This is a genomic window from Thiomonas sp. FB-6, from assembly GCF_000377645.1.
GTDB lineage: Bacteria > Pseudomonadota > Gammaproteobacteria > Burkholderiales > Burkholderiaceae_C > Thiomonas_A.
In genome coordinates, this window is sequence record NZ_KB898491.1 from 39,712 (window position 1) to 52,531 (window position 12,820).

General features: G+C 68.9%; 11 protein-coding genes and 1 pseudogene. 3 read left to right on the top strand and 9 right to left on the bottom strand.

The window, feature by feature from the left end:
• Nucleotides 1-17 precede the first annotated feature (17 nt).
• On the bottom strand, nt 18-395 hold the full coding sequence (locus D466_RS0114230) for a methylglyoxal synthase (RefSeq protein WP_018914379.1): 378 nt from the start codon (nt 393-395) through the stop codon (nt 18-20).
• A gap of 374 nt (nt 396-769) precedes the next feature.
• Between D466_RS0114230 and D466_RS0114235 the strand changes: the two genes are divergently transcribed.
• Both D466_RS0114235 and D466_RS0114240 read left to right on the top strand, forming a co-directional pair.
• Nucleotides 770-2,077, top strand: coding sequence for a carbohydrate porin (locus tag D466_RS0114235; protein WP_081629965.1), 1,308 nt, complete (start codon nt 770-772; stop codon nt 2,075-2,077).
• Between the two features lie 302 nt (nt 2,078-2,379).
• The gene (locus D466_RS0114240; protein WP_018914381.1) at nt 2,380-3,276 is read left to right on the top strand and encodes an SHOCT domain-containing protein; all 897 of its coding nucleotides are present in this window, start codon (nt 2,380-2,382) and stop codon (nt 3,274-3,276) included.
• A 97-nt stretch (nt 3,277-3,373) separates the two neighbouring features.
• On the opposite strand, the gene xylB is transcribed toward D466_RS0114240, so the two are convergent.
• The 8 genes from xylB to D466_RS0114280 all read right to left on the bottom strand — a co-directional run bounded on the left by xylB (nt 3,374) and on the right by D466_RS0114280 (nt 12,349).
• Nucleotides 3,374-4,840, bottom strand: coding sequence for a xylulokinase (xylB, locus tag D466_RS0114245; RefSeq protein ID WP_018914382.1), 1,467 nt, complete (start codon nt 4,838-4,840; stop codon nt 3,374-3,376).
• A gap of 4 nt (nt 4,841-4,844) precedes the next feature.
• Nucleotides 4,845-5,759 carry an AraC family transcriptional regulator gene (locus D466_RS0114250; protein ID WP_018914383.1) on the bottom strand — a complete coding sequence of 305 codons (915 nt, stop codon included), beginning with the start codon at nt 5,757-5,759 and terminating at the stop codon, nt 4,845-4,847.
• 39 nt (nt 5,760-5,798) lie between these two features.
• A complete protein-coding gene (locus D466_RS0114255) occupies nt 5,799-6,647 on the bottom strand; it encodes an L-iditol 2-dehydrogenase (RefSeq protein WP_018914384.1) in 849 nt (282 codons plus the stop codon).
• A 50-nt stretch (nt 6,648-6,697) separates the two neighbouring features.
• Nucleotides 6,698-8,149: a D-arabinitol 4-dehydrogenase gene (gene dalD, locus D466_RS0114260; RefSeq protein ID WP_018914385.1), complete on the bottom strand. Its 1,452-nt coding sequence runs from the start codon at nt 8,147-8,149 to the stop codon at nt 6,698-6,700.
• A 17-nt stretch (nt 8,150-8,166) separates the two neighbouring features.
• The gene (locus tag D466_RS0114265; protein ID WP_018914386.1) at nt 8,167-9,198 is read right to left on the bottom strand and encodes an ABC transporter ATP-binding protein; all 1,032 of its coding nucleotides are present in this window, start codon (nt 9,196-9,198) and stop codon (nt 8,167-8,169) included.
• Between the two features lie 71 nt (nt 9,199-9,269).
• A complete protein-coding gene (locus D466_RS0114270) occupies nt 9,270-10,091 on the bottom strand; it encodes a carbohydrate ABC transporter permease (protein ID WP_018914387.1) in 822 nt (273 codons plus the stop codon).
• A 6-nt stretch (nt 10,092-10,097) separates the two neighbouring features.
• Nucleotides 10,098-10,955, bottom strand: coding sequence for a carbohydrate ABC transporter permease (locus tag D466_RS0114275; RefSeq protein WP_018914388.1), 858 nt, complete (start codon nt 10,953-10,955; stop codon nt 10,098-10,100).
• Between the two features lie 80 nt (nt 10,956-11,035).
• Nucleotides 11,036-12,349 (bottom strand): sugar ABC transporter substrate-binding protein, encoded by a 1,314-nt coding sequence (locus D466_RS0114280; RefSeq protein ID WP_018914389.1) that lies wholly within the window; start codon nt 12,347-12,349, stop codon nt 11,036-11,038.
• Nucleotides 12,350-12,638: 289 nt separating this feature from the next.
• On the opposite strand from D466_RS0114280, the pseudogene D466_RS0114285 reads away from it, so the two are divergent.
• Nucleotides 12,639-12,820 (top strand): annotated as a pseudogene (locus D466_RS0114285) (IS5/IS1182 family transposase); the annotation flags it as partial.

Below are 12,820 nucleotides of genomic sequence, written 5' to 3' on the forward strand. Positions count from 1 at the left end.
GGCCCGGGGCGCGGCTCTCAGGCGGCATCGGTGACGCGCAGGCTGAGCAGCAGGCGCCGCGCGCTGGCTTCGTTGGTGGCGCAGGCCACGTCGTGCACGTCGCAGGCGCGCAACAGGGCGGTGATGTCGGGCTCGTGGGGCTGCGCCGTCATCGGGTCGCGCAGGAAGATCACCATGTCGATCTCGCCCTGCGCGAGGCGCGCGCCGATCTGCAGGTCTCCGCCCAGCGGGCCGCTGCGCAGGCACTCCACGTCCAGTCCGACCTGCTCGTGCAGACGCGAGCCGGTGGTGCCGGTGGCGACCAGGCGGTGGGCGGCGAGCAGCGCGGCGTGTTCGCGCGCCAGGCGGATCATGGTGTCTTTCTTGGCGTCGTGGGCGATCAGGGCAATGTTCATCGGAAGCTGGCGCGAAGTACCGGATGCAGGGGCCCGGAGCAGAGGCCATGATGCAACAGTCGGGGATGTGAAAACCTGTAGTTAAGTATCATCATAACAACATCCCCCCTCCCGAATCCCCGGCGAAACTGCGGCTTGATCCGCGAAAAACCGCTGAAATCTAGGGGAAAATCCGACTATTTCAAATTGTAATTGTTGCTCTTAGGGAAAACACGAGCAGGCGTGTTGCGTAGTATTGCTACATTGTCTCCATCCGGCAACGAAGCCCGATCTCAAGGGCCGGAACCGGATCCACGCGCGGTGCAGGGGTGCGAAGGGGCCCCGCTGCGTCGCTCAAAACTCGCCGACAACTCTCTGGCATAGGAGACAACACAATGCAATCCCTGAGGAGACTTCAACTCACCGCGATGGGCGCTGCCATGGCCGCGGCCTTCGGCATGAGCCTGCCCGCGCATGCGGACACCTTCGGCTTCAACGGCTACTTCCGCGCGGGTCCCGGCACCACGAGCAACAGCTCCAACGGCGGGCCGGCGCGTCAGTGCTACAACCTGCCGGGGGTCGACGCCGGGCACTACCGTCTGGGCAACGAGTGCAACTTCTACGGTGAGTTCGGCTTCAACGACTACGGCTCCGTGGGTACGGCCAAGTACCACAACGAAGTCATGATCAACGAATACAGCCCGGGCACGGACATCGGCACATCGAGCTCGAGCTTCGAGCAGATGTACGGTTCGGTCAGCGGCGTGGACTTCGCCCCCGAAGTGCACTTCTGGGCCGGCAAGCGCTTCTACGGTCGCGCCAACATCGACATGCTCGACCACTTCTTCGTGCGCATGGACGGTGTGGGCGGCGGTGCGGATCACATCGCGCTGGGCAACAGCGGCGCCACCGTGGGCCTGGCCTACTTCGGCTCGGATTCCTACGCCGGCTTCGGTGACGGCGGCAATGACCTGTCGACCAAGTCGGGCCGCCGCTTCAACGTCGACGTGATGTCCATCCCGGTCAACCAGGGCGGCACGCTGCGCATCACCGGCACGCTGACCAAGAGCAACGCGGTGGGCGGCACCAGCGGCAGCGCCATCAGCTTCCAGCACAACCAGAAGCTGCCGCAGATCGGCGGCGGCAACGTGCTGTGGCTGCAGTACGCCCGCGGCTCGGCCTCGCTGGCGCAGAACTTCGGCTCCGACACCTCGCCCAGCAGCGCCGCGGCGTGGCGCATCGCCGATGCCGTGGACTGGCAGGCCGGCCGCTTCGGCGGACAGGGCGACCTGGTCTACGGCCATCACGACGCCGGCAGCAACAACAACACCCTGGCCTATGCCAACGGGTTGGTGGCCTATACCAACACCTCGCTGGGCGCACGCTTCACCTACGCGCTCACCGGCAACCTGCGGGTGATCGGCCAGTTCGGCCACATGACCAAGAAGCCGGACGGCAACTCGACCGAGACCCTCAACCTCGAGACCATCGGCCTGAGCGTCGTGCCCGATGCGTACAAGTACTACTCGCGGCCTGAAATCCGCCTGTACTACACGCACGCCTCGTGGAACGCCGCCGCCGCGCTGGATCCGGCCAACACCGCCTACAACGGCGACAACGGCCTGCCGGGCTACAGCACCACCGGTGCCGCCGGCTCCACCAGCGGCAACAGCATCGGCTTGCAGGTCGAGGCCTGGTTCTAAGGGCTTCGCAAGGCAGTACCGGAATCCGGCGGCGTGGGGACGACGCCGGATTCCCGCCAGAGTTGTGTTTTTTGACGAGAGCGTGGAGATGCGTCGAATCGTTTTCCAGGGTTGGGTTCGATGATCTGGTTGGCTCTTGGGCCGGCATGTTCGCGATGATCCATGCCGGCCTTTTTTCCTTTTGTTTCCAGTCTTTCCAAGCCACGCCATCGCGTCTCCAGGATGGCCCGCGGACTGCTAGCATCGAGTGGGACGCGCCACGTCAGTCGGCGCGCATCGACGACCTCCAGGAGACATTCACCATGACGTTCAAAGCCCGCGCGCATCACCTCGTGGCCTTGGCCACTCTGGGCGCGGCCGCAGTGCTCGCGCAGCAGCCGGCGCAGGCCGGGATCTTCGACGGACTGCTGGGCAGCGCGCATGCCAGCGAAGGCGCCCCCAGCGGGCAGACCACGTGGCAGATCAGCCACTTCTCCTTCGTGCGCATCGTGCCCGAGGAGGCCGGCGCGGAGCCGAATTCCCAGCCGCTCAAGCTCGACCGTGACGCGCTCGCCAAGTGGCTGGAGCAGATCCACTTCACCACGTCGCAGGGCCAGGAACACCTGTTCGCCCGCGACGAGGCACGCAGCCTCGCGCCCGCGCTGGTCGAGGCCTTCGCCAACGCCAGGCCGGACCAGGACATCGTGTTCTCCAGCGCGTCGCGCCGCGGCAGGGGCTTCCTGGTCGGGCCGACCGCGGTCACCGCGCGGGTGTTCGTGCGCGACGGTTTTTTCAACCTGATCGTGCATGACGCGCGCGACGACTTCTACGACCAGTACCGCGGCACCCTGCAGATGCCCACCTTCACCTACGGCTCGCGCACCCAGGCCGGCAAGGTGCAGTTGTCCTGCCCCGAAGCCGTCAACGTGAAGGCCGACTGGATCCGCCTGCCGCTGAACCCCGGCGCGGTGCCGCAGCCGACGGCGCCGTCCTCGCTGCTGCAACAGCCGGCCGCCGCGCCCGGCGCGCTGGTGCCCGCCCCCGCGCAGCCGATGCAGCAACCCATGCAGCAGCCCATGCCGCAGGCCGCCCAGCCGGCGCCCAACAGTCCGGAAGGCATCGAGCACCGCCTGGCCGTGCTGAAGGACGCCTACCAGCGTGGGCTCATCACCAAGCAGGAGTACGAGGCCAAGCGCGAGGAACTGGTCAAGCAGTTCTGATCGGCGCGGACGCACCGGCAAGCCAGGGCCGCCCTTCGGGGCGGCCTTGTTCTTGAGGGAGCCGCGGCCGGCACGCGCGAGCGGCGCGTGCGCCGGTTCAGCGGCAGGCCGCGTACAGCGCGCGAAAGCGCGCGTGGCGCTCGCGCAGGAGCTCGCGCGTGGCGGCTGCGGGTTCGAACACGCGCTGCGCCGCCGGCGGCGCCCGCAGCACCTGCTCCAGCGGGCGTCCGGCCGCCAGAGCTCCCAGGCGCGCCGCCCCCACCGCGGCGCCTCCGGCGGCGTCGGCGCGCACGCGCAGTGGGATTTCCAGCACGTCGGCCAGCAGCTGGGCCCACAGCTCGCTGCGCGCGCCGCCGCCGACCAGGTCCAGCATGCGCACGCGCGCGCGCAGCGAGGCCGGCATGCATGCCAGGCCGTCGCGCAGGCCGAAGCTCACGCCCTCGATCACCGCCCAGGCCAGCGCCGCCGCATCGTGCTCATGGCCCAGGCCGTGGAACAGGGCCCGCGCGCGCGCATCGTTGTGCGGGGTGCGCTCGCCCCCGAGGTAGGGCAGGAACAGCGGCGCGCCGGCGCGCTGCCCGGCGTCCAGGCGCGCGGCCGCGGCCAGCGCATGCGCCTCGTCGGGCTGTCCGCTCAGGCGTGTGACCCAGCGCAGGCATTCGGCCGCGGACAACATCACCGACATCTGGTGCCAGGTGCCCGGCAGTGCGTGGCAGAAGCTGTGCAGGGCACTCGCCGGATCGGGCTCGTAGCGGTCGGCCGAGACGAACACCACGCCCGAAGTCCCCAGGGACACGAAGCCCTCGCCGGGCGCGACAGCGCCGGTGCCGATGGCCGCGGCGGCGTTGTCTCCGGCGCCCGCGGCGATCGGCACCCCGGCGGGGATCGACCAGCGCCGGGCCAGTTCCGCGCGCAGCGTGCCGGCGGCGGCGCAGGCCTCCAGCACCGGCGGCATCTGCTCGCGCCGCATGTGCCCGGCCTGCAGCAGCGCGGGCGACCAGTCGCGCCGCGCGATGTCCAGCCACAAGGTGCCCGAGGCGTCGCTGGCATCGGTGGCGGCTTGCCCGCTCAGGCACAGGCGCAGGTAGTCCTTGGGCAGCAGCACCAGGTCGACGCGCTCGAAGTCGCGCGGCGCATGCTCGCGCAGCCACAGCAGCTTGGGCGCGGTGAAACCGGGCATGGCCAGGTTGCCGGCCACGCCTTCGAAGTCCCGCAGGTTCGCGCGCAGGCTGCGGCATTGCGCCTCGCTGCGGGTGTCGTTCCACAGCATGGCGGGGCGGATCGGTTCGCGCGCGGCGTCCAGCAGCACGGCGCCGTGCATCTGCCCCGACAGCCCGATGCCGGCGACGCGAGCGCCGAAGCCCTCGGCGCACAGCCGGTCCAGGCAGTCGACGCAGGCCGTCCACCAGTCGCGCGGATGCTGTTCCGACCAGCCGGGTTGCGCATGGTGCAGGGCCAGCGCGGCCGAAGCGCTGCGCACGACCCCGCCGTGCTCGTCGATCAGCACGGTCTTGAGTTCGGAGGTTCCCAGGTCGATGCCCAGGAACAGGTCGGCGCCGGGCATCGCGTCAGCGCCGCGCGAAACAGGTGCTGGCCTGCTGCCGGAACTGGCTGGGCGTGACGCCCTTGATGCGCAGGAACTGGCGGTTGAAATGCGCCACGTTGTTGAAGCCGACGTCGAAGCACACGTTGGCCACGTAGGCGTCGGTCTCCATCAGCAGCTGGCAGGCCTTGTGCACGCGCAGGCGGTTGACGAAGTCGGTGAAGGTATTGCCCGTGGCGCGCTGGAAAAAGCGCGAGAAGGCGCTCTCGGACATGCCTTCGAGCCGGGCGATCCGCGCCATCGACAGGTTGGCCGCGCTGTGCTCGGTCAGGTAGTCGATGATGCGGGCGATCCGCGCCTGCGCCTTGGCGTCGTCCAGGCTCTGCAGTTGCACCGAGGACAGCAGCCGATAGTCGGCGCAGCGGGTCAGCCGTTGCAGCAGCTCGACGAACACCGCGAAGCGTTCGATGCCGCGGGTCGCGTGCACCTGCCGGATGGCCTGCTCGGCCTGTTCGCTGATGCCGAAGAACTCGATGCCGTGGCGCGCGCGCTCCAGCAGCTGCAGCACCTCGGCGAACTCGGGCAGCGCCTCGGCCGCCTGGCGCATCGGGGCGTCGGGGAACTGCAGCAGGATGTCGCGCTCGGGCAGGCCGCCCGGCGGCGTGTCCAGGGAGATCCAGTTGTGGGGCAGGCGGGGGCCGGTGAGCACCAGGTGGCCGGGCTCGAACTGGCCGATGTAGTCGCCCACGAACACCCGCCCGCTGCTGCCGAGGATCAGGTGCAGCTCGTATTCCTCGTGGTAGTGCCAGCGCACCAGCGGGTTGGGGTAGCCGTGCTCCAGGTAGCGCACGCAGCCGTAGGAGCCGGGCTCCTCGTAGCCCAGGCTCGCGCTGCGCGCGCCATCGTGCTCGAGTTCGGGTCTGTGCCGGAATGCGTCCATCGCGGCTCTCGCAGATCGTCCTTCGCCCCCGCGGGGCCTTCAGCTCATCACGTTGCCGCCGTCCACGTTCAGGGTCTGCGCGGTGACGTAGCGGGATTCGTCGCTGGCCAGGAACACGGCGGCCCCGCACAGGTCGTCCGGGCGGCCCATGCGCCCCAGCGGCACCGCGCGCCCCACGGCGATCTTCTTCTCCCCGGGGCGCAAATGCTCGTAGCGCGCGAACAGCGAGTCCACATGATCCCACATCGGCGTGTCCACCACACCGGGGGAAATCGCATTGACCCGGATGCCGTGCGGGGCCATGGCCAGCGCGGCCGACTGGGTGTAGCTGATCACCGCGGCCTTGGTCGCGCAATAGTGCGCCACCAGCGCCTCGCCGCGACGCCCGGCCTGCGAGGCCATGTTGATCACCGCGCCCGCGTGCCCGGAGCGGCACATGGCGCGCAGGACCGCCTGCATGGTGAAGAACATGCCCTTGACGTTGACGTCGAACAGGCGCTGGTAGCTCGCCTCGTCGGATTCGAGCAGCGGCCCCATGTCGAAGATCGCGGCATTGTTGAACAGCACGTCCAGCGCGCTGAACTCGGCCTCGGCCTCGTCGACCAGCGCGGCCATCGCCCGCGGGTCGCGCACGTCGGCCGCGCGGTAGCGCAGCGGCAGCCCGGCGTCCAGCAGGGCCTGCACCGCCTCGGGCGCGCGCGGGGCGAGGTCGACCACGGTGCAGCGCGCGCCCTGTTCGAGATAGGCGCGGGCCACGGCCAGCCCGATGCCGCCGCCGGCCCCGGTGAGCAGCGCATGGCGCTGGTGCAGCCGGGCGTAGGGTCCGGGCAGCGGGGTGGGAACCGCGTCGGTGGCCGGCGCGGCGGCGGGGGCTGAGGACATGGACATGCGCTCTCCTGCGGGACTTTCGGGGCTGTCGGGGCCGTGGGGCTTGCGGATCACTGGGTGGCGCGCCACGCGCGCACCTGGCGCAGGGCTTGCTCGAAGGCGGCGACCAGGCGCGGATCGCCGGCGGCGCTGCCCCACAACGCACGCTCGCAGGCGAAGGCGCGCGCAGCGTCGGCGCCGGCCAGCAGGGCGCGCACGTGCGGCGCGTCCATGGCCTGGTCGTCGTAGGGGTCGCGCAGGCGCCCGGCGGCCCATTCGCCCAGGAATTCGAGGAACAGCGCCGGCAGCACCAGGGCGGGGCGCGGATCGATGCCGTGCTCCAGGCATTCGCGCACCGTGGGCGCGATGAAGCCCGGCACCTTGGAATAGCCGTCCATCGCCACGCGGCGGTTGGTGTCGCGCAGGAAGGCATTGCCGAAGCGGTCCAGCACGGTATCCCGGTAGGCGCCCAGGTCGACCGGGTAGGGGTCCTGCTGGTGGCGCAGGCAGGGAATCACGCAGTCGCTGACGTAGGCGTGCGCCATGGCACGGATCGAAGGGTTCGCGGTGCCCTGGTCGATGGTCTCGTAGCCCAGCAGGGAACCGGCCCAGGCGATGCAGCTGTGGCTGGCGTTGAGCACGCGGATCTTCGCTTCCTCGTAGGGCTGCACCGACTCCACCAGTTGCACGCCCACGCGCTCCAGCGGCGGGCGCACGCCCGCGAAACGGTCCTCGATCACCCACTGCAGGAAGGACTCGGCCATCACCGGGGCCGCGTCCTCGCGCCCCGTGGCGGCCAGCACGCGCTGCGCCAGCCCGGGGCCCGGGCGCGGGGTGATGCGGTCGACCATGGCGTTGGGGCAGGTGGTGTGCGCCTGCAGCCAGGCCGCCAGCGGCTCGTCGCCGCGCAGCCGCACGAATTCCAGCAGGCCGGCGCGGAAGCGGTCGCCGTTGTGGCGCAGGTTGTCGCAGTTCAGCAGGGTCAGCGCGCCGCCGCCGGCGCGCATGCGCTGCGCGCACAGGGCGGCCACCGCGCCGTAGATGGTGCACCGGCTGCGCCCGTCCAGGTCCGCGCGCAGTTCCGGGTTGGCGCTGTCCAGGCGGCCCTGCTGGTCCAGGTAGTAGCCGGCTTCGGTCACGGTGAAGGAGACGACGGCGGTGGCCGGCTCGGCGCCCAGCGCCACCAGTTCGTCCAGCTGCTCGCTCCAGGGCACCACGTGCGCGATGGATTCGATGCGCTGGTAGGCGTGCTCGCCGGACGGCGTGACGGTCTCCAGCGTGTAGGCGCCGTGCTGCGAGCCCAGCGCGCGCATCAGCTCCTGCGCGTCGGGGCGGATGTTGCCTCCGGCGAGCACCCAGTCGCCGACCTGCGCGTCGCGCAGGCGCTGCAGGTACACCGCCTGGTGCGCGCGGTGGAAGGCCCCGAGTCCGAGGTGCAGGATCAGGCGGGTGCCGGAAGGCGGCGTCCAGGAGGGCGGGGTCGGGGCAGGCAGGGTCCCGGAAGCGGTACGGGGTTCGGTCATGGGGGCTCTCCCGGCGCTCACACGGCGCCGGCCAGGGTGTTTCCGTCGCGGTCGAAGCAGTGCAGCCCGGCTCCGTCGAAGCGAAGGCCGACTTCCTGCCCCGGACGCAGGGAACTGCGCTCGGACTGCCGCGCCACCAGTTGCGTGCCCTGCGCGTTCAGGTAGATCAACGTGTCGGCGCCGAGGGACTCGAGCAGCTCGACGCGGGCGGGCAGCCCGTCGGGCGCGCCCACCTGCACGCATTCGGGGCGCACGCCCAGCAGCGCGCCGGCGGGGGCGCGCTCGAAGCGCGCGTCCAGCCCGGCCGCGAAGTCGCTCAGCGGCACCACGTTCATGCCCGGCGTGCCGAGGAACTGGGCCACGAAGCGGTTCGCCGGACGGTCGTACAAGTCCAGCGGCGGGCCGCTTTGTTCCAGGCGCCCGTCGCGCAGCACCACCACGCGGTCGGCCAGGGTCATCGCCTCCACCTGGTCGTGGGTGACGTAGATGGTGGTGGCACCCAGCTCCCGGTGCAGGCGCGCGATCTCCACCCGGGTCTGCCCGCGCAGCGCGGCATCCAGGTTGGACAGCGGTTCGTCGAACAGGAACACCTTGGGCGCGCGCACGATGGCGCGGCCGATGGCCACGCGCTGGCGCTGGCCGCCGGAGAGTTCCCGTGGGCGGCGTTGCAGGTAGGGCTCCAGGTTGAGCTTGCGCGCGGCCGCCTGCACCTTGTCGCGGATGGTGGCGGCGTCGACCCCCGCCAGGCGCAGCGCGAAGGACATGTTGTCATACACGCTCATGTGCGGGTACAGCGCGTAGGACTGGAACACCATCGCCAGGTCGCGCTTCGCCGCGGGCACGTGAGTGATGTCGCGCCCCTCCAGGCTCAGCACGCCCTGGTCGATTTCCTCCAGGCCGGCGATCAGGCGCAGCAGCGTGGTCTTGCCGCAGCCCGAGGGGCCGACGAACACCACGAATTCTCCCTGCTCGATGCTCAGGTCGATGCCCTTGATGGCATCCAGGCTGCCGAATTGCTTGCGGATGTGTTCGAGTCGCAGATAGGACATGCTCGCGTCTCCAGACGATTCCGGGCCGGGCCCGGGTTCTCGCGGCCCCGTCGCCGGAGCCTTGGAAGGATTCATTTCACGGCGCCGAAGGTCAGCCCCGACACCAGTTGCTTCTGGCTCATCCAGCCCAGCACGATGATGGGCGCGACCGCCATCAGCGAAGCCGCCGACAGCTTGGCCCAGAACAGGCCCTCCGGGCTGGAGAACGAGGCGATCATGGTGGCCAGGGTTCCCGCGTTGGCCGAAGCCAGGTTGATGGACCAGAAGGATTCGTTCCAGCTCATCACCAGGGCCAGCAGCCCGGTGGAGGACAGGCCGCCGATGCTCAGCGGGAGCACCACGTAGCGCAGTTCGTGCCAGGTGCCGCCGCCGTCCATGCGCACCGCCTCCAGGATCTCGTTGGGGATTTCCTTGAAGCTCGAGTACAGCAGCCACACCATGATCGGCAGGTTCATCAGCATGAACAGCAGGGTCAGCGCGCTCAGCGAGTCCAGCGCGTGCGCCCAGCGCGCGATCAGGTATACGGGAACCAGCGCGCCCACCGCGGGCATCATCTTGGTCGACAGCATCCACATCAGCAGGTCGCGGGTGCGCCGGGTGCGGAAAAAGGCCATCGAGTACGAGGCCGGCGCGGCGATCAGCAGGCCGATCAGCGTGGACAGCCCGGCGGTGATCGCGGAATTGCGCGCGTACAGCAGGTAGTCGCTGCGCGCCTGCACGGCCGCGAAGGCGTGCAGCGTGGGCTTGAACAGGATCTGCGGCGGTATGGAGATGGCCTGCATCTCGCTCTTGAACGCGGTCAGCGCCATCCAGATCAGGGGGAAGGCCACGAGCAGGCCGAGCACCCAGGCGACCAGGGTGCGCAAGGCGGTGGGCAGGAATCGCTGTGCCATGGTGCTTCAGTCCAGGTTCTTTCCGATGGCGCGGATCGCGAACAGCGCGACCACGTTGGCCAGCACCACCGCGAGCAGCGCGCCGGCGGAGGCCATGCCGACGTCGAAATTCACCAGCGCCTGCTTGAAGATCAGGTAGGCCAGGTTGGAGCTGGCGTTGCCGGGCCCGCCGCCGGTGGTGGTGAAGATCTCGGCGAACACGCTGATGAGGAAGATCAGCTCGATCATCACCACCATGGAGATCGAGCGCTTGAGGTGCGGGAAGGTCAGGAACCAGAAGCGCTGCAGCGCATTGGCGCCGTCCATGCGCGCGGCCTCCATCTGCTCCTGGTCCAGCGACTGCAGCGCCGTCATGAAAATGAGGAAGGCGAAAGGCAGCCATTCCCAGGACACGATGATGATGATCGACAGCAGCGGCAGCTCGGTCAGCCAGTCCACCGGCTTGAACCCCAGGGCCAGGCTGATCTGCGCCAGCACGCCGTAGATCGGGTTCATCATCATGTATTTCCACAGCAGCGCGCTGGCCGCGGGCATGACGAAGAAGGGCGCGATGAGCATCAGGCGAACCACCGGCCGGCCGGGGAAGGGCTCGTGCACCAGTTGTGCCAGCGCGATGCCCAGCACCACGGTGATGGCGATCACCGAGCCCAGCAGTTCCAGGGTGTTGACCAGCGAAGTACCGAAGGCCGGATCGCTCATGAAGTAGCGATAGTTCTGCAGGCCCGTGAACAGATGCCGGCCCGGCATCAGCAGGTTGTAGTGCACCAGCGAGAAATACACGGTCATCGCCAGCGGGACCAGCATCCAGGCCAGCAGCGAGACGACCGCCGGCGCCAGCAGCAGGCGGGGAACCAGGCGTTTCATCGTGAGCTCGTTCGGGAGGTCGGGCCGGAGAAGGCCGGCGGGGCGGTCCGCGAGCGGTCCGCCCCGGGGCAGCCTGGCGATTACTTGAGGTAGCCGCCCATCTTCATTTCGCGCGTGGCGGCCGCGTTGCCTTCGGCCAGTGCCTTGTCCACGCTGATGCGCCCGGTCAGCGCCGCGCTGATGTCCTGGCCCACCTGGGTGCCGATGGCCTGGAACTCGGGGATGGCGGCGAACTGGATGCCCACGTACGGGCTCTTGGGCAGCGTGGGGCTGTCCGGATCGGCGCTGCGGATGGCCGCCAGCTCGTCCTTGGCCCACGGCGCCGCGGCCTGGAACTTGGGATTGTCGTAGGTGGACTCGCGGGTGCCGGAGGGCACCAGGCCCCATCCGTCATGCGAGGCGACCAGCTTCACGTAGGCGCGAGACGTGGCCCAGTTGATGAACTTCTGCGCCGCGGCCTCGTGCTTGGCGTCCACGTCGGCCGGAACCGCCAGCGCCCAGGACCACAGCCAGTGCGATCCCTTCGGGGTGACCGCCACCGGGGCCTGGGCGAAGCCCACCTCGGAGGACACCTTGCTCTGCTTGGGATCGGAGACGAAGCCGGCTGCCACGGTGGCGTCCACCCACATGGCGCACTTGCCCTGGTCGAACAGCGACAGGTTGGCGTTGAAGCCGTTGGACGCGGCGCCGGGGGGGCCGTACTTGTTGAGCAGGTTCACGTAGAAGCTCACCGCGTCCTTCCACGGCGTGCTCTGCAGTTGCGGCTGCCACTGCATGTTGAACCACTGCCCGCCGAAGGTGTTGACCATGGTGCTGAGCAGGGCCATGTTCTCGCCCCAGCCCGGCTTGCCGCGCAGGCAGATGCCATACACGCCGGCCTTGGGGTCGTTCATCTTCGCGGCGAAGCCCTGGACCTGCTTCCAGGTCGGGTCGGCGGGCATGCTCAGGCCGGCCTTTTGCATCAGGTCCTTGCGGTACATGAGCATCGAGCTCTCGCCGTAGAAGGGCGCCGCGTACAGCGTGCCCTTGTAGGACAGGCCCGAGCGGATCGCCGGAAGCAGGTCGGCCTCGTCGTAGCTGGCGTCGGGCTGGATGGGCTTGAGCCAGCCCAGCTTGGCCCAGATGGGCACTTCGTACATGCCGATGGTCATGACGTCGAACTGACCGCCCTTGGTCGCGATGTCGGTGGTGACGCGCTGACGCAGCACGTTCTCCTCCAGCGTGACCCACTTCACGTGGATGTCGGGGTTCGCCTTCTCGAAGGCCCCGGTGAGTTTCTGCATCTGGATCATCTGACCGTTGTTGACGGTAGCGATCACCAGGTCCGTGGCATGTGCCGGCAGCATGGCAGCCAGCCCGAGTGCGGTGGCGCCGGCGATGAGCTTCGCTTGCATGAGCCAATCTCCTCGTTTGGAATGGTTTGTTATGGGGGCCGCGAGTCGCCCGCCGCCCAGCCGAAATTCTAGGAAGGACCCTTGCGCGCATTGATACGTTGCGGTCGATCGCCGATACGAATTTGCACCGACAGCTAGGACTTTCCCCAGTTCGGCGCAATTAAGGATGTGCGGCGCAGCATGGCAACGCTCATCGATCTGCTGGAATTGCAGTTAAGGCAACGCTGAAGAAGGTCCACCGCCGAGGGGGCTCGTGCGTTGAAGGTAGATGAAGCAACAGACCCTTGCCATGGCCGCCGATCAAGCCGCCGGATTTGAGCAATACCGTAAGCCGACGAAGCGCGACGTGTTCCTGCAGACGATGGACGAGATCGTGCCGTGGGCGCAGTTGTGCGAGGTGATCGAGCCGCACTATCCCAAGGGCAAAGGTGGGCGGCCGCCGATCGGGCTTGAGCGCATGCTGCGCATGTA